This window comes from Sphingosinicella humi (assembly GCF_003129465.1).
GTDB classification, from domain to species: domain Bacteria; phylum Pseudomonadota; class Alphaproteobacteria; order Sphingomonadales; family Sphingomonadaceae; genus Allosphingosinicella; species Allosphingosinicella humi.
In genome coordinates this window covers 2,253,669-2,272,964 of sequence record NZ_QFFF01000001.1, presented here as the reverse complement: position 1 = coordinate 2,272,964, position 19,296 = coordinate 2,253,669, and the positions used below count along the sequence as shown (strand labels likewise).

Genomic DNA, 19,296 nt, shown 5'->3' with positions numbered 1-19,296 from the left:
CGTAGTCGAGGCGCGCCCCTCGGTCGTGCCAACGCCCCTCGACTGCGCTCGGGACGAACGGGCTTGGTGGGTTCTAACGATCATCGGGTCATCGCCCAGGTGGTGGCGGCGGCGACGCCGAGGAGCATCACCAGCGCATAGGTATAGACATAGCCGGACTGGAGCCGGGCGGTGAGCTTGTTGCCGCCGACGATCAGGGCCGCGGCGCCATCGGGGCCGAAGCGGTCGATCGTGCCCTCATCGCCCTTCTTCCAGAACAGGCGGCCGAACCAGAAGGCCGGACGGACGAACAGGAAATGGTAGATCTCGTCGAAATACCATTTGTGCAGCAGGAAGGCGTAGAGGATCCGGAAGTGGCTGACGAAGCGCGCGGGGAACGACGTGTCGCGGATATAGGCATAATAGGCGATCAGCAGTCCCAGCAGCATCACCACGGCGGGTGAGAGCTTCACCCACAGCGGGACGTGGTGCAGCGCCTCCATGAAGTGGGCATCGAAGACCAGGCTGCCGGCCCAGAACGCGGCGCCTTCCACCGGCTCCAGGAAGGGCGCGTGGAAGAGGAAGCCGGCGAAGATGGCGCCGAGGGCGAGGACGCCCAGCGGAAGCAGCATCGTCCACGGGCTCTCGTGCGGATGATAGCCGCCGGTGCCGGTGGGGATATCCTTCGCGCCCGGATCGCCGACATGGGGCTCGGCGCCCGCCGTTTCGTCGTCCGGGTGATCATGCTCGTCGCCATGGAGCGCGTGCTGGATATGCTCTGACGCGGCCCAGCGCGGCTCGCCCCAGAAGGTGAGGAACATGAGCCGCCAGCTGTAGAAGCTGGTGAGAAGGGCGGCGAACACGCCGATGAAGAAGGCGAGGCTGCCGACCGTCGTGCCGCTGGCGAACGCCGCCTCGATGATCGCGTCCTTGGAATAGAAGCCGGCGAAGCCGAACACGCCCAGCACGCCCACGCCGGTGATGGCGAGGGTGCCGGCCATCATCGCCCAGAAGGTGAGCGGGATGGATTTCCTGAGGCCGCCGTAAAAGCGCATGTCCTGCTCATGGTGCATCGCGTGGATGACCGAGCCGGCGCCGAGGAACAGCAGGGCCTTGAAGAAGGCGTGGGTGAAGAGGTGAAACATTGCCGCCGAATAGGCGCCGACCCCGGCCGCGAAGAACATGTAGCCCAATTGCGAGCAGGTCGAATAGGCGATGACCCGCTTGATGTCGTTCTGGACCGTTCCGACCGTCGCCGCGAACAGGGCGGTGGCGGCGCCGACGAAGGTCACGACGGCAAGCGCGGTGTCGCTCGCCTCGAACATCGGCGAGAGGCGGCAGACCATGAACACGCCGGCGGTGACCATGGTCGCCGCATGGATGAGGGCGGAGACCGGGGTCGGGCCCTCCATCGCGTCCGGAAGCCAGGTGTGGAGGCCGAGCTGCGCCGACTTGCCCATCGCGCCGACGAACAGCAGCAGGCAGAGCAGGGTCATGGTGTCGACGCGCGCGCCGAGGAAGCCGATCGTCGTCCCCGCCATGCCCGGCGCGGCCTCGAGGATCGCCGGGATCGACACCGTGCCGAACACCAGGAAGGTGCCGAGGATGCCGAGCAGGAAGCCGAAATCGCCGACGCGGTTGACGACGAACGCCTTGATTGCCGCCGCGTTGGCCGAAGGCTTGTGGTACCAGAAGCCGATGAGAAGGTAGGAAGCGAGGCCGACGCCTTCCCAGCCGAAGAACATCTGGACGAGATTGTCGGCGGTCACCAGCATCAGCATCGCGAAGGTGAACAGCGAGAGATAGGCGAAGAAGCGCGGCTGGCTGTCGTCCTCCGCCATGTAGCCCCAGCTGTAGAGGTGGACGAGGCTGGAGACGGTGGTGACGACGACCAGCATCACCGCGGTCAGCGCGTCGACCCGCAGCGCCCAGTCGACGACCAGGTCGCCGGAGCGAATGAACGTCAGGACCGGCTCGACATATTCGGTGAGGCTGCCGCTCAAGAAGCCGATGAAGATCGGCCAGGAGAGCGCGCACGACACGAACAGCGCGCCCGTCGTGATGAGCTTGGCGAGCGTGTTGCCGAGCGCCCGATTGCCCAGTCCAGCGACGATCGCCGCCAGAAGCGGCAGGAAGACGATGAGTTTTATCATGCCGGAATCACGCAGATGAAGCGGCCGTCATCGCGAGGAGCGCAGCGACGCGGCGATCCAGAATCTGGATTGCTTCGCTTCGCTCGCAATGACGGCGTTGAGGACGTGTGGGGGTTCATCATCATCACCCCTTCATCTGATGAATGTCGTCGACCGCGATCGTGCCGCGGCCGCGGAAGTAGATGACGAGGATGGCGAGGCCGATCGCCGCCTCGCCCGCCGCCACGGTCAGCACGAACATGGCGAACACCTGGCCGACCATGTCGCCGAGATAGGCCGAGAAGGCGACGAGGTTGATGTTCACGGCGAGCAGGATGAGCTCGATCGCCATCAGGATGATGATGACGTTCTTTCGGTTGAGGAAGATGCCGAACACGCCGAGCACGAACAGGATCGCGCCGACCGCGAGGAAATGACCGAGACCGATCATGAGCGGGACTCCCTGCCAGGCTCGTCATGCCGGACTTGATCCGGCATCCATGAACACTGCTCGAGACCAGCTTTCCCCGCCGGTGATCCTGGACCCCGGATCAAGTCCGGGGTGACGGTGAGCGCCTCGATCACAGCTCCACCCCCTGCCCCACGGGCTGTTCGATATTGCGTATCGCGTCCTCGGGCCGGCGGCGGTTCTGAGCCGAGATGTTCTGCGGGCGGGTGCCGCGGCGCGTGCGCTGAGTGAGAACGATGGCGCCGACCATCGCGACCAGCAGGACGAGGCCCGCACCTTCGAAAACGTAGAGATAGCGGGTGTAGAGAACGGTGCCGAGCAACTCGATATTGGGCACGTTCGGGTCGGTCGGCGCCGCCTTGGCGGAGACCTCGATGCCACCCGCGTTCCACGCCGCGACGGCGAAGATGATCTCGGCAAGAAGGACGAGGGCCAGCAGCGTGCCGAACGGCAGATATTTGGCGAACCCGGCGCGAAGCTCGGCGAAATCGATGTCGAGCATCATCACGACGAACAGGAAGAGTACGGCGACCGCGCCGACATAGACGATGACGAGCAGCATCGCGATGAACTCGGCGCCGACCAGCAGCATCAGCCCCGCCGCGTTGAAGAAGGCGAGGATCAGCCAGAGCACGCTGTGCACCGGATTCCGGCTCGCGATCGTCATCACGCCCGCGGCGATGACGATGGTCGCAAACAGATAGAAGACTAGCGTCTGGATCAAGGTCTCTGTCTCAGTTCTCGTTCGTCTCGAGCGAAGTCGAGAGACGTTGGGCGCAGGCGGTCCTCGACTTCGCTCGGACCGAACGGAATCGGGACGCCAGGGCCATTAACGGTAGGGCGCATCGGCGGCAAGGTTCGCCGCAATCGCCCGCTCCCACTTGTCGCCGTTGGCGAGCAGCTTCGCCTTGTCGTAGAGCAGCTCCTCGCGCGTTTCGGTCGAAAATTCGAAGTTCGGCCCCTCGACGATGGCATCCACCGGGCAGGCTTCCTGGCAGAAGCCGCAGTAGATGCACTTGGTCATGTCGATGTCGTAGCGCGTGGTGCGGCGGCTGCCGTCCTCGCGCGGTTCGGCCTCGATCGTGATCGCCAGCGCCGGGCACACCGCCTCGCACAGCTTGCACGCGATGCAGCGCTCCTCGCCGTTGGGATAACGGCGCAGCGCATGCTCGCCGCGGAAGCGGGGCGAGATCGGGTTCTTCTCGTAAGGGTAGTTGATCGTCGCCTTGGGCCTGAAGAAATATCTCAGGGTCAGCCAATGCGCCTTCACGAACTCCCAGAGGGTGAAGGATTTGATCCAATGCGCGATCATGAAGTGGCTCCGGCCGCGTCGAGGCCCTGGTTGGTGGTCAGCGTCCTGGAGGAGCAGGACGGCATGTAGAGGCCGGCATTATCCCGCGAGATGACGGTGCCGGGCGCCGGGCACGGTTCCTTGGTCAGCATTAGATAGCCGGATACCAGGAACACCCAGGTGAGCGAGATCGGCAGGAAGACCTTCCAGCCGAGCCGCATCAGCTGGTCGTAGCGGAAGCGCGGCACGGTCGCCTTCACCCAGGAGAAGATGAAGAAGAAGACGAAGATCTTGAGGAAGAACCACAGGATGCCCGGCACGAGATAGAGCGGCGCCCAGTCGATCGGGGGCAGCCAGCCGCCCCAGAAGAGGATGGCGTTGAGCGCGCACATCAAGAGGACGTTGGCATATTCGCCCAGCCAGTAGAGGGCGAAGCTCATCGAGCTATATTCGGTCTGGTATCCGGCGACGAGTTCGCTCTCCGCCTCGGTAAGGTCGAAGGGCGTGCGTGCCGTCTCCGCCATGGCGGAGATCAGGAAGATCACCGCCATCGGGAACAGCAGCGGATTGAAGCCGAAGCCGTTCAGGAAGAAGACGTGGCTGCGCTGCGCCTCGATGATGCCGGAGAGGTTGAACGTCCCGGCCCAGAGGATGACGGAGATGAGAATGAAGCCGATGGAGACTTCGTAGCTCACCATCTGCGCGGCAGCGCGCATCGCCGAGTAGAAGGGATATTTGGAGTTGGACGACCAGCCGGCGATGATCACGCCGTAGACGCCAAGCGACGAGGCGGCGAGAATGTAGAGCAGGCCGACATTGATGTCGGCGAGCACCATGCCCGGCCCGAACGGGATCACCGCCCAGCCGATCAGCGCGACGGTGAAGGTAATGATCGGGGCCAGGAGGAAGAGCCCCCGGTTCGCCGCCGAGGGAATGATCGTCTCCTGGAGGAAGACCTTCAGGCCGTCGGCGAAGCTCTGCAGCAGACCCCATGGGCCGACGACGTTCGGGCCCCGGCGCAGCGCCATCGCCGCCCAGATCTTGCGATCGGCATAGATGATCATGGCGACCGCCAGCATCAGCGGCAGCGCGATCATCAGGATAAGGATGAGCGTCGCGACGAACCAGCCGAAGCCGTATCCGAGCGTGCCCTGGAACCATTCGGTCATTTGCAATTGCTCCGGACATCAGAGCCGTTCGTCCCGAGCGAAGTCGAGGGGCGCTGGCACTGAGTCATCACATACGCCCCTCGACTACGCTCGGGACGAACGAGGTTATTGCGGCTCAAAATCCTCACTCCGCCGCCTCTTCATACTGCACGCCGTGGAGGATCTCGGCCGAGCAACGCTGGAGCGTGGGCGAGGAGCGGGCGATCGGGTTGGTGAGGTAGAAGTCCGCAATCGGATAGACGATCTCGCCCGACAGCTTCGGCGCCTTCCCCGGCGCGGGCAGCGGATCGAACGCGGTCAGCCCGGACACCGTCAGATGCGGCCTTGTGGCGCCGATGGCGGCACGAAGCTGCCGGAGGTTGTCGAACGGCAGCGTCTTGCCGAGGACGTCGGACAGCGCGCGAAGGATCGTCCAATCCTCACGGGCCTCGCCCGGCGGGTTCACCGCCGGCTCGGAGAGCTGCACCCGCCCTTCCGTGTTCACGTAAGTGCCGTGCTTTTCGGAATAGGTCGCGGCCGGGAGAATGACGTCGGCCACCTTGACGCCGGCATCGCCATGGCTGCCGATATAGACGGTGAAGGTATCCGCGAAGGCGGAAAGGTCCATCTCGTCCACGCCCAGCAGGAACAGCGCCTTCAGCGCCCCTGCCCGCTCGCGAATGGCGCTGACGCCGCCATTGGTGACGAAATTGAGGTCGAGCGCACCGACGCGGGAAGCGGCGGTGTGGAGCAGGTTGAAGGTGGCGCCCAGCGAAGCCGCAGCGGCGCGCGCCCCTTCATAAGCGCCTTCATGCACCAGGGCCCCCATGCCGACGATGACCGCCGGATTGGCCGCGCCCTTGAAGCCTTCCGAGATTTCCTTGGGCAGCTTGGCGAGGAGCGACAGGTCGTTGCCCAGCCAAGTCACCGGATAGGTGAGGTCCACCTCCGGCCCGATGGCAAAGACCTTGGCGCCGCGCTTGATCGCCTTGCGGATGCGCGTGTTGACCAGGGGCGCTTCCCAGCGCGGATTGGTGCCGACGAGGAGGATCGCCCTCGCCTCCTCCAGTCCGGCGATGGTGGAGTTGAGCCGATAGGCGGTAGGGCTCGACACGTCGTAGAGGGCGCCGTCCTGACGGCATTCGTGCAGGTTGGAGCCATAGGCGCCGAGCAGCGCCTGCGTCGCGTAGACGCTTTCGAGATCCTGGAGATCGCCGGCGATGGCGGCGACCTGGTCGCCCTTCGCGCCCTTCATCTGCTTGGCGATGACGGCGAACGCCTCTTCCCAGGTCGCGGGCTGGAGCTTGCCGCCCTTGCGCACCCACGGCCGGTCGAGCCGGTTGCGCAAGAGACCGTCGACGGCGTGGCGGGTCTTGTCGTGCGCCCACTCCTCGTTGACGTCCTCGTTGATCCGCGGCAGCGCGCGCATCACCTCGCGCATGCGGGCGTCGAGGCGGATGTTGGTGCCGACCGCGTCCATCACGTCGATGGCCGGGATCTTGCGCAGCTCCCAGGGCCGCGCCTCGAAGCTGTACGGCTTGGAGACGAGCGCGCCGACCGGGCAGAGATCGACGACGTTGCCCGAAAGCTCGCTGGTGAGGGTGCCTTCGAGATAGGAGGTGATCTCCTCATTCTCGCCGCGCCCGATGATCCCGATCTCCTCGACCCCGGCGACTTCCTGGGCGAACCGCACACAGCGCGTGCACTGAATGCACCGCGTCATGATCGTCTTGACCACGGGGCCCATATATTTCTCGGTGACCGCGCGCTTATTCTCCTGGAAGCGCGAATGGCCGCGGCCATAGGCCATGGCCTGGTCCTGGAGGTCGCACTCGCCGCCCTGGTCGCAGATCGGGCAATCGAGCGGGTGGTTGATGAGCAGGAACTCCATCACCCCCTCGCGCGCCTTCTTGACGCCCGGAGTCATGGTGAAGATTTCCTGGCCCTCGCTGGCGGGCAGCGCGCAGGACGCCTGCGGCTTGGGCGGGCCCGGCTTCACCTCGACGAGGCACATGCGGCAGTTGCCGGCGATCGACAGCCGCTCATGATAGCAAAAGCGTGGAATTTCCTTGCCGGCAAGCTCGCAAGCCTGCAGCACGGTCGCGCCCTGCGGAACCTCTATCTCGACGCCGTCTACTTTGACCTTAGGCATAATTCAGTTTGTCTCCACCGCGGCCTCAAGCAGAGCCGTCGGAAGGGAAAGATACCGAAAGAAGGCCCGCGCAAGCTCCGCGCGGAGCCCCGCGCGATCCAAACTCAGCTGATTTCCTGTATCAACGCAGGTTGGGAAAACGGCTGTGATCGCCTTGATCGCGCGGTCTTCCGATTTCGATCCAGCGCGGGTTCGCATCAGCTTTTCAACATCCTTAGGAGAGTGAGCAACGATGCATTCCGCCATGGCCGCAGCGAGTGGCCAACCTTCAGTTCGCCTTCCAATAGCCTGAGCCAAGGAGATCGTCGTCAAATTCTCGTAAGTAGTCCGGCTGCTAAAGCGATAGCCAAGGTTGCGGTACAATTGCTCCGCGGCCTGTCCAGCGAATAGCGAGCGGGTACGCGGGGTATCCGGCAGTCCGCTATCTTGAAAACATCCCGAAATAACGTCGTCCAGAGTTCCGTAGGCCGCCAATTCGGCTGGCGAGTTCGGGATGCTTCCTGCAAGATGCACGACTGCGGGGCCGTTGGCATCAATCGCGCAATCGATCGCCTCGTCAATTGCCTCGACGTCCACGGGCATCGTCCCCGGCTGAGCCTGGCTCATAAGGAGCGCCATGGCGAGCGAGATCAACATCACTCCGCGGCCTCCATCATGGAGGCGCCGTTCTTCTCGTTGATGCGCCGCTCGATCTCCGGCCGGAAATGGCGGATGAGGCCTTGGATCGGCCAGGCGGCGGCGTCGCCGAGGGCGCAGATGGTGTGGCCTTCGACCTGCTTGGTGACATCGAGGAGGGTGTCGATCTCGCCGATCTCGGCATTGCCTTCGCGCAGGCGCTCCATCACGCGCCACATCCAGCCCGTGCCCTCGCGGCAGGGCGTGCACTGGCCGCAACTCTCGTGCTTGTAGAAATAGGAGATGCGGCTGATCGCGCGGACGATGTCGGTCGACTTGTCCATGACGATGACGGCGGCGGTGCCCAGGCCGGACTTCAAGTCGCGCAGGCCGTCAAAGTCCATCGGCGCGTCCATGATCTCGTGCGCGGGCACGAGCGGGACCGAGGAGCCTCCGGGGATGACGGCGAGCAGGTTGTCCCAGCCGCCACGGATGCCGCCCGCATGACGGTCGATCAGCTCGCGGAAGGGAATGCCCATGCACTCCTCGACCACGCAGGGCTTGTTCACATGACCGGAGATCTGGAAGAGCTTGGTGCCCTCGTTCTTCTCGCGGCCGAAGCTGGCGAACCAGGTCGCGCCGCGGCGGAGGATGGTCGGGACGACGGCAATGGATTCGACGTTGTTGACCGTGGTCGGGCAGCCATAGAGGCCCGCGCCGGCCGGGAAAGGCGGCTTCAGGCGCGGCTTGCCCGGCTTGCCTTCCAAGCTCTCCAGCAAGGCGGTTTCCTCGCCGCAGATATAGGCGCCGGCGCCGCGGTGGACGAAGACGTCGAAATCGTAGCCGGACTTGGCGGCGTTCTTGCCGAGGAGGCCGTAATCATAGGCTTCCTGCACGGCGGCGAAGAGCGTCTCCGCCTCGCGGATGAATTCGCCGCGTATGTAGATATAGGCGGCCCGCGCCCGCATGGCGTAGCCGGCGATCAGCGCGCCTTCGATCAGCTTGTGCGGATCGTGGCGGATGATCTCGCGGTCCTTGCAGGAGCCGGGCTCGGACTCGTCGGCGTTGATGACCAGGAAATTCGGCCGGCCCTCGCTCGGCTCCTTGGGCATGAAGCTCCACTTCATGCCGGTCGGGAAGCCGGCGCCGCCGCGGCCGCGCAGGCCCGAGGCCTTGACCGCTTCGATGATCTCGTCCTGGCCGATGGCCATCAGCGTCTTGGTATCGTCCCAGTCCCCGCGCTTCTGCGCCGCCTTCAGGTTCCAGGGCTGGAACCCATAGACGTTGGTGAAGATGCGGTCCTTGTCGGCGAGCGGAGCGACGGTCATGCCCATTCTCCCCGATAATCATGGTTTTCGCCGACCATCTCCGGCAGCGTCGTCGGGCCGCCTTGGGGGCAGCTCGTCTGGCGCTCGATCTGCGGGCCGGGCTTGGGCGCCTCGCCGCGCGCCAGGGCTTCGAGGATCGCGGTCATGCTCTCGAACGTCAGGTCCTCGTAATTGTCGTCGTTGATCTGGACCATCGGCGCGTTGGCGCAGGCGCCGAGGCACTCGACCTCGCTCAGGGTGAAGAGGCCGTCCGGCGTCGTCGCGCCCTTCTTCAGGCCCTTCTTGTAGCAGGCGTCGAGCACGTCGTCGGAGCCGCGCAGCATGCAGGGCGTGGTGCCGCAGACCTGGATATGGTGGCGGCCGAGCGGCGCCAGGTTGAACATGGTATAGAAGGTCGCGACCTCGTAGGCCCGCATATAGGGCATATCGAGATAGCGGGCGACATATTCGATCACCGGAATGGGCAGCCAACCCTGCGTCTCGTTCTCCGCCCCCACCTGCCGCTGGGCGAGGTCGAGCAGCGGAATGATCGCGCTATGCTGCCGCCCCGGCGGATAGCGGCCGATCACGACCTTGGCTTGGCGTTCATTCTCGGCCGTCCAGGCGAAACCGCCCCAGCGGGCGCGGATTTCCTCGGTGGCGGGCATTCTCTTGACGTCGGCCATTAGCGGTCGCACTCCCCGAAGACTATATCCATGGCGCCGAGGATGGCGGTGACGTCGGCGAGCATGTGGCCCTTGGTCATGAAGTCCATCGCCTGGAGGTGGCTGAAGGCGGTCGGGCGGATCTTGACGCGGTACGGCTTGTTGCTGCCGTCCGAGACCAGGTAGATGCCGAACTCGCCCTTGGGGCTTTCGGTCGCGACATAGACTTCGCCGGCGGGCACGTGGAAGCCCTCGGTATAGAGCTTGAAGTGGTGGATGAGCGCTTCCATCGACTGCTTCATCTCGGCCCGCTTGGGCGGAGCGACCTTGCGGTCGAGCGTCTGGACCGGGCCTTCCGGCATCTGCTGAAGGCACTGCTTCATGATGCGCGCCGACTGACGCACTTCCTCGCAGCGGACCATCATGCGGTCGTAGCAGTCGCCCTTGGTGCCGACGGGGATGTCGAATTCCATCCGATCGTAGACGTCGTAGGGCTGCGACTTGCGGATGTCCCAGGGCAGGCCGGCGGCGCGGATCATCGGGCCGGAGAAGCCCCAGGCGAGCGCATCCTCCTTGGAGACAACGGCGATGTCGACGTTGCGCTGCTTGAAGATGCGGTTGTCGATGACGAGCGAGAGGCTGTCCTCGAACAGGCGGGGCAGGCGGTTGTCGAGCCAATCGCCGATGTCGGCGAGGAGCTTCAGCGGCACGTCCTGATGGACGCCGCCCGGGCGGAACCAGGCGGCGTGCATGCGCGCGCCCGACGCCCGCTCGTAGAAATTGACGAGATCCTCGCGCAGCTCGAACAGCCAAAGGTTCGGCGTCATCGCGCCGACGTCCATGATGTGGGAGCCGATGTTGAGCAGGTGATTGGAGATGCGGGTCAGCTCGGCGAACAGGACACGCAGATACTGGGCGCGAAGCGGCACCTCCAGGTCGAGCAGCTTCTCGATGGCGAGCACATAGCTGTGCTCCTGGCTCATCGGCGAGACGTAATCGAGGCGGTCCATATAAGGGAGCGCCTGGAGGTAGGTCTTGTATTCGCACAGCTTCTCGGTGCCGCGGTGAAGCAGGCCGACATGCGGGTCGACACGCTCCACGATCTCGCCGTCCAGTTCGAGGACGAGGCGGAGCACGCCGTGGGCGGCGGGATGCTGCGGGCCGAAGTTGATCGTGTAGTTCGCGATCTCGGAGGCAGTCGCGCCCTCGGTCGCCGCTTCCTTCTCGGTCCAGATCTCGGTGCGGGTGTCAGTCACGTGACGACTCCTCTCCCGTCATTCCGGCAGAAGCCGGGGTGACGCCCAATAGCGTAATGCCGCGCACCATCATTTCTTCACCTCGGCGGCCTTCTCGTCCGCCTTCACCGGGCTCGGGGCGCCAGCCTGCTGCGGCTGAACCTTCTCGTCGCCCGGAAGAATATATTCGGCCCCTTCCCACGGGCTCATGAAGTCGAAATTGCGGAAGTCCTGGGCGAGGCGAACGGGCTCGTAGACGACCCTTTTCTGCTCTTCGGAGTAACGCAGCTCGACATAGCCGGTGAGCGGGAAGTCCTTGCGCTGCGGGAAGCCGCGGAAGCCGTAATCGGTGAGAATGCGGCGCAGGTCCGGATTGCCCTCGAAGAGGACGCCGTACATGTCGAACACTTCACGCTCCAGCCAGCCGGCGACGGGCCAAAGGCCGGTGACGGAGGGAACCGGCTTCTCCTCGTCGGTCGAGACCCGCACCCGAAGGCGGTGGTTCTTCGTGACCGAAAGCAGGTGGTAGACGACCTCGAACCGCTCCTCGCGGCCCGGATAGTCGACGCCGGCGATTTCCATCAGCTGCTGATAATCGAAGCGGTCGCGAAGGGTCGTCATCGCTTCGACCAGCGCTTCGCGGCGCACGTCGATGGAGACTTCGCCGACCGCGTCCCTGGCCGACAGGAAAGCCTCGCCGAGCGCAGCCTTCACCTCGTCGATAAGCCCTTCGCGGGGCGCGATCCTTGGTGCCGAATTGTTCATCGTCTCAGCGCTCTATCGTGCCGACGCGGCGAATCTTCCGCTGCAGCTGCATGATCCCGTAGAGGAGGGCCTCGGCCGTCGGCGGGCAGCCGGGGACATAGATGTCGACCGGCACGATGCGATCGCAGCCACGCACGACGCTGTAGCTGTAATGATAATAGCCGCCGCCATTGGCGCACGACCCCATCGAGATGACGTAGCGCGGCTCCGACATCTGGTCGTAGACGCGACGGAGCGCCGGCGCCATCTTGTTGCAGAGCGTGCCGGCGACGATCATCACGTCCGACTGACGCGGAGAGGCGCGCGGCGCGGCGCCAAATCTTTCAAGGTCATAGCGCGGCATGTTCACATGGATCATCTCGACCGCGCAGCAGGCGAGGCCGAAGGTCATCCACCACAGCGAACCGGTGCGCGCCCACTGGAACAGCTCCTCGGTCGAGGTGACGAGGAAGCCCTTGTCCGAGACTTCCGCCTGGAGCTGGTTGAAATATTCCGGATCCGGCGCCTGGAGGTCGGCGGGATGCGGATTCTCATGTCGCGGGTCTAGGATCACTCCCATTCGAGCGCTCCTTTCTTCCAGGCATAGGCGAGGCCGACCGTCAGCTCGGCGAGGAAGATCATCATCGCCAGCCAGCCGGCGAAGCCGATGGAACCCAGAGAAACCGCCCAGGGAAAGAGGAAAGCGGCCTCGAGGTCGAAGATGATGAAGAGGATGGCGACGAGGTAGAAGCGCACGTCGAACATCGAGCGGCTGTCCTCGAAGGCGGGAAAGCCGCATTCATATTCGGCGACCTTGTCGGGATAGGGATTGTGCGTGCCGGTGAACCGCGAGGCGATCATCGGCAGCACGACGAAGGCGAACGACAGCACCAGCGCCACGCCGAGGAACAACAGGATAGGCAGATAACCGGCGGCGACGGACGCCATCGAGATTCTCCAGGTCTTGGGTTGCCGCGGCTTCTAGGACCCGTGCCGCGAAGAGGCAAGGCTTGCAGAATGAGAATCGCTCGCAAGAACGGAGACTTAGGCTTAGCGCCTCATGTCACGCAGCGGCGGGGGCGAAATCGTCACCAGCAAACGCGTTCGGGGTCACCTCCGCCTCTAGCCACAGCTTAACTTGGGTACCGCAATAAGTTCAGAATGACGCGAAGGGGGAGGACACCCACAGGTCGTCTTCGATCTCAAGCCGGGTTTCCTCGAACCGTTCGACCGGCGGCCAAGGCTCCTCTAGGCTGCCGGCGCCGAAGGCTGCTTGGCGGACGGCCTCGCTTGGCCAAAGCGCGATCGCCACGAAGTCGCCTGACTCGTCGCGCGAGAGCAAGGAACCGAGCGAGCCATGCTCCCGAAGATGAATAGTGGCCTTACGCCAGCGAGCACGGAACGCCGCATGATGCTCCTCGGCGACGGTCCAGCGATAGATGACGGCGAAGCCCATGGGCTCTTATTCCGGAGCGGCAGCGGTGATGGCAACCCAAGGCCCGTTGCCTCCTTCATATCCGCCGCCCTCATATTCAACAGTGGAGATGATCCGCCAATCGCCTGATCGGCGATAGGCTTTGAGCATGTCGTCGAGCGACAGATAATTGAAATAGCGGCCGAAGCGGTCGCGACCTTCGGCTCCGCCACCTTTGTAGCTCGCGAAATGGAGACCGCCGGGTTTGAGCGCCCGCATGACAGAAGTGAGTATGGCCGGCAGACCGGATCGGGGGACATGCAGCAGGCTGGCATTGGCCCAAACCGCGTCGTAGCGCCCTATGACATCAATCTCGTCGAACCGCATTAATCGTACGGGGCGACCGACACGCGCCTCCGCCTTGGCCGCCATCTCCAGCACCCCATCGGTCGGGTCGACGTCGAAACCTTGTGCCAGCATCCATTCGGCATCGCGACCACCGCCGCAACCCAGCTCAAGAATTGAGGCACCAGGCTCCAGCCGATCCAGAAATCCGATCAGGTGGCGGCTAATGCCGCCGGGGCCGCTGGATACATAGACGGGCGCCTCATCTGCGTAGAAGCGCAAGGTCGCCGCGTCGTAGCCATGAGCCATGCCCGTGACGGTAGGAGAAGCGGCGGCGTTGAGCCAGTCCTCACTGTCGACGAAGCGGAATCAGGCGCGCACTGCCTTCGCGATGAGCTTGTGGAGCTTGGAATGGAGCTGGTCGTTCGCGGCCAGGAACTCGTCGCGCTCGATCACCTTGTCGCCGCCGCGGAAATCCGTGACGAAGCCGCCCGCCTCGCGGACCAGCAGGATGCCCGCGGCGACGTCCCATTCCTCGAGATTCTCTTCCCAGAAACCGTCATAGCGGCCGGCGGCAACCCAGGCGAGATCGAGGGCCGCGGAGCCGAAGCGGCGGATGCCGGCCACTTCCGGCGCGACGGCGGCGAGGATCTTGTCGAAGCGGTCGATGTCGCCATGGCCCTTATAGGGGATGCCGGTGGCGATGAGCGCATCGGAAAGGTCCCGGCGCGAGGAGACGCGCAGGCGCCGCTCGTTGAGCCAGGCTCCTCGGCCCTTCTCCGCCCAGAAGCTCTCGTCGGTGAGCGGCTGGTAAACGAGTCCCTGGGTCACTTCGCCCCAGCCGCCGCCGAGCTTCGGCTCCTGAACAGCGATGGAGATCGCAAAATGCGGGATGCCGTGGAGGAAGTTGGACGTGCCGTCGATCGGGTCGACGATCCAGCGCGGCTTGCGCGGATCGCCCTCGATCGTGCCGCCCTCCTCCATGTAGAAGCCCCAATCCGGCCGGGCGTGGCGGAGCTCTTCCATCACCGTCTGCTCGGCGCGCTTGTCGGCCATGGAGACGAAGTCGGCGGGCCCCTTGCGGCTCACCTGCAGCTGCTCGACCTCGCCGAAATCGCGGCGGATGCGCGGCGCCGCCTTGCGGGCGGCGCGCTGCATGACGGTGATCAATCCAGAGTGGCTAACCAACAAAACTCTCCGTTCGTCCCGAGCGCAGTCGAGGGGCGCTGGCACTGACTCGTCACGTGCGCCCCTCGACTTCGCTCAGGACGAACGATCTTTGCGACTGCTTAGTCCGCGCGGCGGACGTAGGTCTGTTCGTAAACGTCGACGACGATGCGGGTTCCGCTGGTGATGTGCGGCGGGACCATCACGCGGACGCCATTGTCGAGGATCGCGGGCTTGTAGCTGGAGGAGGCGGTCTGCCCCTTCACCACGGCGTCGGCCTCGACGATCGTCGCCTCGATCTGGTCGGGGAGCTGGACCGAGATGGGCCGCTCCTCGTGAAGCTCCATGATCACGTCCATGCCATCCTGGAGGAAGGCCGCGGGCTCGCCGATCAGGTCCTTGGGCAGGTGCACCTGTTCGTAGGTGTCCTTGTCCATGAAGACGAGTTGGTCGCCCTCGGCATAGAGATATTGGAAATCCTTGGTGTCGAGGCGCACGCGCTCCACCGTCTCGGCCGAGCGGAAGCGAACGTTGTTCTTGCGGCCGTCGATGAGGTTCTTCAGCTCCACCTGCATATAGGCGCCGCCCTTGCCGGGCTGGGTGTGCTGGATCTTCACGGCGCGCCAGATGCCGCCTTCATATTCGATGATGTTGCCGGGACGAATGTCCACGCCGCTGATCTTCATGGATGTCTCACGATTTTGAAAAAGAGCCGGAAGGCGGGCTTTAGCGAGAGCGTTCCACTTATTCAATTGTTTGCCAGCGCCATTTCAACCTTCCCCGGCCAACAACGGATAGGGATTGATGGCCGAGCCCTCCCACCAGCCGTCGCCCGGCTGCATGCGGTGAATGGCGAAGTGGAGGTGCGGGCCTTCCGGATTGGCGTTGCCGGTGCTGCCGACCCGGCCGATGGGCGTGCCGCGCTTCACCTGCTGGCCCTCCCTCAGGCCGGGCGCATAGCCGGCGAGGTGTGCATAATAATACATCCAGCGCTTGTCCGGAGAGCGCACATAGACGGTGATGCCGCCGCCCCCGTCGCTGAAGAATAGCTTCTCGACGGTTCCGGGCGCGGCCGCGACCACGGGGGTGCCCTGGTCTGCCATGATGTCGATCGCATCATGGACACGAGCGCCGCCGGCCCTCGCCTGGGTGTAGGTATCGACGAGCTGGTTCGGCTTTACACCGGCGACCGGAATGGCGAGCCCCGTGGGGCCGACGACCAGACCTTCGGCAATCTCGACCTCGCCGCCCCGCTCCGTCTTGACCACTGCCGTATCGCCGGCCGCCTCGACATCCTCGCCGTCCCCCGCATTGCTGTAGGCGATGATCCAGAAAGCGCTGGTGAGGAGGCAGACGATGATGGCGGTGGCGATATTGCTCGCCCAGAGCTTGAACCTCATCAAGCCTGGAATATCACGGGCATGCCGTCGCTGGCCATCTGGCTGACGCGCGCCGCGTCCCAATTGGTCAGGCGAACGCAGCCATGGCTCTGCGCGCGCTGGATCGTTTCCGGCGCGCTGGTGCCGTGGATGCCATAATTTTCTTTGGAAATATCGATCCAGACGACGCCGACCGGGCCGTTGGGGCCGGGCGGAAGACGCTGCTCGTCCTCGTCGTCGGCCACGTCCCAGAACAGCTCGGGCTGATAATGGAAGGGCGGGTTATAGGCGATGCTGGTCACCTTCCAATTGCCGAGCGGCAGCGGGTCGTGGGTGCTGCCCATGGTCGCGGGGAACTGCGCGAGCAGCCGATCGCCTTCGCCATAGAGGCGGAGAACGCCGTCCGACTTGTCGACGACGATCCGCTCGGCCTTGGGCAGGTCACCGCTGACGTTGAGGTCGCTCAGCATCTTCGCCGCCTCGGCCGGCACCTCGCCATAGTCGCGAGAGCTGGGAAGGACGTTGGGCAGGCGCAGCACCGTGCCGGCGCGGAGCACCATGTCCGGGCGGTTGAGGGCGATGATGGTGGCCGGCGTCGTGTGGAACTTCTCGGCGATCTTCTCGAGCAGATTACGATAGCCGAGCCGCTCCATCTTCGCCTGCTCCGCCGGATCGTCGGGAATGGAGCCGACGAACGGCCCCTGGGCATCGCTCTCGTCGATGCGCAGGCGCCTGGTGGAGGGCGCCTTGTCGGTGAGCAGCGCACGCCGTGTGGGCGTATCGAGCACGCCCGTCACCTTGAGGCCCCGCGACGTCTGGAAGCCCTTCACCGCCTCTTCGAAGGACATGCCTTTCTTGCCGTCGATGACGCCGGGCGCGAAGCCGGCGCGATCGAGCAGGACCTGGGCATGAAAAATCGTGCCATCGATGCCGCCGTCCTCGCGCTGCGGCGACCCGCCTGTTTCGTTCTGGGCAACCGCCGCGCCGGCCAAAGGAGCCGCGGCTACTACGGCCAGCGAGCACAGCAGCGCCGCCAGTAATTTTCTGTCACGCACGCAATCACTCCATCCTGGTTTGCGGCGTTCAACGTCGGAAGCGAAACTTCTTTCCCCGAACCGCCGTTCGGCCGGAGTTATGGCAAAGCGTGGCGAGATCAGGATCGGCTGCTCGGGTTGAACTACAAGCATTGGCGCGGCCGCTTCTATCCCGAAGGACTGCCGCAGAAGCGCTGGTTCGAACATTATGCGGCGACCTTCGACACGGTCGAGATCAACAACAGCTTCTATCGCCTGCCGACGGCGGAAACTTTCGACAAATGGCGCGAGCAGGCTCCGGACGGCTTCTGCTATGCCGTGAAAGCGAACCGTTTCCTGACCCAGGCGAAGAAACTGAAGGACTGCGCCGAGCCGCTGGAGCGGATGATGACGCCCTTTCGGCACCTAGGCGACCGCCTCGGCCCGATCCTCTACCAGCTACCGCCGCGCTTCCGCGCCAATCTCGAACGGCTCGACGAGTTTCTCAGCTTGGTGCCCAAGGACGTGATCAACGTTTTTGAGTTTCGCGAGAAAAGCTGGCTTACCGAGGAGGTGCTGGGGCTGCTCGGCCGGCACGGCGCCTCCTTCTGCGCCCACGACATGCCCGGCTCGGCGACCCCGCGCTGGGCGATCGGGCCGATCACCTATGTCCGCTTCCACGGCAGCGAGGGCAAATATTGGGGGCGCTATTCTGATGAGGGCCTGCTCGGCTGGACCGACTGGATCGTGGAGCAGGCGAAAGGCGGCCGCTCAGTCTGGTGCTATTTCAACAACGACATCGACGCCCACGCCATCCACGACGCACTCACGCTGCGCGCGATGGTGAAGCAGGCCACAGGGTGAACAAGTCGTAGACTCGTTCGTCCCGAGCGAAGTCGAGGGGCGCTGGCACGGAGTCATCACATATGCCCCTCGACTTCGCTCGGGAGGAACGGACACTCCTACTTGCGCGTCAGTATGTCTTGGAATTGCTTGATTGCGGACGCCGGTCCCTTCGCATGCCCCCACACCGAACCGCAAACCGCCAGGAAGTCCGCTCCCGCCTCGACCAATATGCGCCCATTTTCCGGCGTAATGCCGCCGATGGCGACGCAGGGGATTTCGAACAAGGTCGACCACCAGCCGAGGATCGACGGGTCAGGGCGGTGGATGGTCTCCTTGGTGCGGGTGGGGAAGAACGCGCCGAACGCGACATAGTCGGCCCCCGCCTCCCCCGCTTCCATGGCCAGGTGCCGGCTGTCGTGGCAGGTGACGCCGATCTGGGCCGAGGGGCCGAGCAGCGCCCTCGCCTCGCGCGGGTCGCCGTCGCTCTGGCCGAGGTGGACGCCGTCGGCACCCAGGCGCTTCGCCAGCGCCATGTCGTCGTTGACGATGAAGGCGACGTCATGCTCCGCGCAGATGCGCTGGAGCGGCTCGGCGAGACGCGCCGCCTGATGCTGGTCGACGTCCTTCACCCGGAACTGGAAGGCGGCGACTGGGCCTCCGTCCAGGGCGGCGGAGAGCCGATCCGGAAAGTCGCCGCCCACCTCGAGCGGCGAGATCAGGTAGAGCTGGCACGGCGCACGTGCCCCGCCTTCGAAGCGCGCGGCGAATTCGGGATCCAGCAGCAGATCGTCTTCGTCGGTCATGCGTCCCTCTCAGCACCAAGCCGGGCCGCGCTCAAGCAGAGAAAGCGGTCAGGCTTGCGGCCGCTGCCCCAGCGGCCCCTGACCTTCCCGAACCCCGCCTCGGCGAACAGCCGCTGCACATCATGGCCTTCATAGAGCCTGAAGCCATGTTCGTGCCCGGGCCATTTGCGAAGCTCGTAGGCCGGCTCGAAACAAATGGCGAGGCGACCGCCGGGCCGGAGCACCCGTGCGAACTCCGCCATCACCGCGGCGGGATCGGACCAGAAGTAGATGTTGTTGACGCTGCACGCCTTGTCGAAGGCTGCGTCGGGCAGCGGCAGGGCCTCGGCGGATGCCCGATGGAGGTGCAGGCGCTCATGGCGGCGAAAGCGTCGGCGGGCGCGGGCCACCATCGGCTTGGAGATGTCGACGCCGTGAACCTCGCCCGAGGTGGCGGCGAGGATCATCGCCAGCAGTTCGCCGCCGCCGAACCCGACCTCCAGCACGCTATCATGCGGCTGGAGGTCGAGCTGCTCCAGGGTCACCCGGTTCATCTTCCGGCCGATGCGGTTGAGCCATGGGCCCATCCACCAATGCCCGGCCCAGCCGCTCG

20 protein-coding genes and 2 pseudogenes are annotated in these 19,296 nt (G+C 64.7%); 1 reads left to right on the top strand and 21 read right to left on the bottom strand.

Annotated elements, in window-relative coordinates; all coding sequences use genetic code 11:
* Window positions 1–80: 80 nt before the first annotated feature.
* From nuoL to DF286_RS11260, 19 genes and pseudogenes are all read right to left on the bottom strand, one after another.
* The gene (nuoL, locus tag DF286_RS11350) at window positions 81–2,132 is read right to left on the bottom strand and encodes an NADH-quinone oxidoreductase subunit L (RefSeq protein WP_109271534.1); all 2,052 of its coding nucleotides are present in this window, start codon (window positions 2,130–2,132) and stop codon (window positions 81–83) included.
* A gap of 124 nt (window positions 2,133–2,256) precedes the next feature.
* Entirely contained in the window at window positions 2,257–2,562 is a 306-nt protein-coding gene (nuoK, locus tag DF286_RS11345) for an NADH-quinone oxidoreductase subunit NuoK (protein ID WP_109271533.1), read from the bottom strand.
* 130 nt (window positions 2,563–2,692) lie between these two features.
* Window positions 2,693–3,304: an NADH-quinone oxidoreductase subunit J gene (locus tag DF286_RS11340; RefSeq protein ID WP_109271532.1), complete on the bottom strand. Its 612-nt coding sequence runs from the start codon at window positions 3,302–3,304 to the stop codon at window positions 2,693–2,695.
* A gap of 105 nt (window positions 3,305–3,409) precedes the next feature.
* A complete protein-coding gene (nuoI, locus tag DF286_RS11335; protein WP_109271531.1) occupies window positions 3,410–3,892 on the bottom strand; it encodes an NADH-quinone oxidoreductase subunit NuoI in 483 nt (160 codons plus the stop codon).
* Between the two features lie 119 nt (window positions 3,893–4,011).
* A pseudogene (gene nuoH / locus DF286_RS11330) lies at window positions 4,012–5,040 on the bottom strand (NADH-quinone oxidoreductase subunit NuoH); the annotation flags it as partial.
* Window positions 5,041–5,164: 124 nt separating this feature from the next.
* Entirely contained in the window at window positions 5,165–7,171 is a 2,007-nt protein-coding gene (gene nuoG / locus DF286_RS11325; RefSeq protein WP_109271529.1) for an NADH-quinone oxidoreductase subunit NuoG, read from the bottom strand.
* Between the two features lie 3 nt (window positions 7,172–7,174).
* Window positions 7,175–7,807, bottom strand: a complete 633-nt coding sequence (locus DF286_RS11320) for a hypothetical protein (protein WP_109271528.1) — start codon at window positions 7,805–7,807, stop codon at window positions 7,175–7,177.
* Window positions 7,807–9,120: an NADH-quinone oxidoreductase subunit NuoF gene (gene nuoF / locus DF286_RS11315; RefSeq protein WP_109271527.1), complete on the bottom strand. Its 1,314-nt coding sequence runs from the start codon at window positions 9,118–9,120 to the stop codon at window positions 7,807–7,809. The genes DF286_RS11320 and nuoF overlap by 1 nt, the downstream gene beginning before the upstream one ends.
* The gene (locus tag DF286_RS11310; RefSeq protein ID WP_109271526.1) at window positions 9,111–9,779 is read right to left on the bottom strand and encodes a complex I 24 kDa subunit family protein; all 669 of its coding nucleotides are present in this window, start codon (window positions 9,777–9,779) and stop codon (window positions 9,111–9,113) included. Before DF286_RS11310 ends, nuoF begins: the two co-directional genes overlap by 10 nt.
* Window positions 9,779–10,993, bottom strand: coding sequence for an NADH-quinone oxidoreductase subunit D (locus DF286_RS11305; RefSeq protein ID WP_109272154.1), 1,215 nt, complete (start codon window positions 10,991–10,993; stop codon window positions 9,779–9,781). Before DF286_RS11305 ends, DF286_RS11310 begins: the two co-directional genes overlap by 1 nt.
* Before the next feature lie 105 nt (window positions 10,994–11,098).
* Window positions 11,099–11,758, bottom strand: a pseudogene (locus tag DF286_RS11300) (NADH-quinone oxidoreductase subunit C); the annotation flags it as partial.
* Between the two features lie 4 nt (window positions 11,759–11,762).
* Window positions 11,763–12,317 carry a NuoB/complex I 20 kDa subunit family protein gene (locus DF286_RS11295; RefSeq protein WP_109271524.1) on the bottom strand — a complete coding sequence of 185 codons (555 nt, stop codon included), beginning with the start codon at window positions 12,315–12,317 and terminating at the stop codon, window positions 11,763–11,765.
* Window positions 12,308–12,685: an NADH-quinone oxidoreductase subunit A gene (ndhC, locus tag DF286_RS11290; protein WP_109271523.1), complete on the bottom strand. Its 378-nt coding sequence runs from the start codon at window positions 12,683–12,685 to the stop codon at window positions 12,308–12,310. The genes DF286_RS11295 and ndhC overlap by 10 nt, the downstream gene beginning before the upstream one ends.
* Window positions 12,686–12,893: 208 nt before the next feature.
* Window positions 12,894–13,193 (bottom strand): antibiotic biosynthesis monooxygenase, encoded by a 300-nt coding sequence (locus DF286_RS11285; protein ID WP_109271522.1) that lies wholly within the window; start codon window positions 13,191–13,193, stop codon window positions 12,894–12,896.
* Window positions 13,194–13,199: 6 nt separating this feature from the next.
* Window positions 13,200–13,805 (bottom strand): class I SAM-dependent methyltransferase, encoded by a 606-nt coding sequence (locus DF286_RS11280; protein ID WP_109271521.1) that lies wholly within the window; start codon window positions 13,803–13,805, stop codon window positions 13,200–13,202.
* Window positions 13,806–13,865: 60 nt separating this feature from the next.
* Complete coding sequence (locus tag DF286_RS11275) at window positions 13,866–14,684, bottom strand: inositol monophosphatase family protein (protein WP_109272153.1); 819 nt, start codon at window positions 14,682–14,684, stop codon at window positions 13,866–13,868.
* Between the two features lie 101 nt (window positions 14,685–14,785).
* Window positions 14,786–15,349, bottom strand: coding sequence for an elongation factor P (gene efp / locus DF286_RS11270; protein ID WP_109271520.1), 564 nt, complete (start codon window positions 15,347–15,349; stop codon window positions 14,786–14,788).
* Between the two features lie 84 nt (window positions 15,350–15,433).
* The gene (locus DF286_RS11265) at window positions 15,434–16,063 is read right to left on the bottom strand and encodes a M23 family metallopeptidase (protein ID WP_109271519.1); all 630 of its coding nucleotides are present in this window, start codon (window positions 16,061–16,063) and stop codon (window positions 15,434–15,436) included.
* On the bottom strand, window positions 16,063–17,097 hold the full coding sequence (locus DF286_RS11260) for a L,D-transpeptidase family protein (protein ID WP_243444806.1): 1,035 nt from the start codon (window positions 17,095–17,097) through the stop codon (window positions 16,063–16,065). Before DF286_RS11260 ends, DF286_RS11265 begins: the two co-directional genes overlap by 1 nt.
* A 117-nt stretch (window positions 17,098–17,214) precedes the next feature.
* Between DF286_RS11260 and DF286_RS11255 the strand changes: the two genes are divergently transcribed.
* A complete protein-coding gene (locus DF286_RS11255) occupies window positions 17,215–17,919 on the top strand; it encodes a DUF72 domain-containing protein (protein WP_243444805.1) in 705 nt (234 codons plus the stop codon).
* A 98-nt stretch (window positions 17,920–18,017) separates the two neighbouring features.
* Here the strand turns inward: DF286_RS11255 and thiE are convergent, their stop codons facing one another.
* Together thiE and DF286_RS11245 are read right to left on the bottom strand one after the other, a co-directional pair.
* On the bottom strand, window positions 18,018–18,704 hold the full coding sequence (gene thiE / locus DF286_RS11250) for a thiamine phosphate synthase (protein ID WP_109271517.1): 687 nt from the start codon (window positions 18,702–18,704) through the stop codon (window positions 18,018–18,020).
* Window positions 18,701–19,270, bottom strand: a complete 570-nt coding sequence (locus DF286_RS11245) for a class I SAM-dependent methyltransferase (protein ID WP_109271516.1) — start codon at window positions 19,268–19,270, stop codon at window positions 18,701–18,703. Before DF286_RS11245 ends, thiE begins: the two co-directional genes overlap by 4 nt.
* Window positions 19,271–19,296: the final 26 nt, after the last annotated feature.

Coding starts and splice junctions, on each gene's coding strand:
- nuoL (WP_109271534.1), bottom strand. CDS start 2,132: ATGATAAAACTCATCGTCTTCCTGCCGCTTCTGGCGGCGATCGTCGCT.
- nuoK (WP_109271533.1), bottom strand. CDS start 2,562: ATGATCGGTCTCGGTCATTTCCTCGCGGTCGGCGCGATCCTGTTCGTG.
- nuoI (WP_109271531.1), bottom strand. CDS start 3,892: ATGATCGCGCATTGGATCAAATCCTTCACCCTCTGGGAGTTCGTGAAG.
- nuoG (WP_109271529.1), bottom strand. CDS start 7,171: ATGCCTAAGGTCAAAGTAGACGGCGTCGAGATAGAGGTTCCGCAGGGC.
- DF286_RS11320 (WP_109271528.1), bottom strand. CDS start 7,807: ATGTTGATCTCGCTCGCCATGGCGCTCCTTATGAGCCAGGCTCAGCCG.
- nuoF (WP_109271527.1), bottom strand. CDS start 9,120: ATGGGCATGACCGTCGCTCCGCTCGCCGACAAGGACCGCATCTTCACC.
- DF286_RS11310 (WP_109271526.1), bottom strand. CDS start 9,779: ATGGCCGACGTCAAGAGAATGCCCGCCACCGAGGAAATCCGCGCCCGC.
- DF286_RS11295 (WP_109271524.1), bottom strand. CDS start 12,317: ATGGGAGTGATCCTAGACCCGCGACATGAGAATCCGCATCCCGCCGAC.
- ndhC (WP_109271523.1), bottom strand. CDS start 12,685: ATGGCGTCCGTCGCCGCCGGTTATCTGCCTATCCTGTTGTTCCTCGGC.
- DF286_RS11285 (WP_109271522.1), bottom strand. CDS start 13,193: ATGGGCTTCGCCGTCATCTATCGCTGGACCGTCGCCGAGGAGCATCAT.
- DF286_RS11280 (WP_109271521.1), bottom strand. CDS start 13,805: ATGGCTCATGGCTACGACGCGGCGACCTTGCGCTTCTACGCAGATGAG.
- efp (WP_109271520.1), bottom strand. CDS start 15,349: ATGAAGATCAGCGGCGTGGACATTCGTCCCGGCAACATCATCGAATAT.
- DF286_RS11265 (WP_109271519.1), bottom strand. CDS start 16,063: ATGAGGTTCAAGCTCTGGGCGAGCAATATCGCCACCGCCATCATCGTC.
- thiE (WP_109271517.1), bottom strand. CDS start 18,704: ATGACCGACGAAGACGATCTGCTGCTGGATCCCGAATTCGCCGCGCGC.
- DF286_RS11245 (WP_109271516.1), bottom strand. CDS start 19,270: ATGGGCCCATGGCTCAACCGCATCGGCCGGAAGATGAACCGGGTGACC.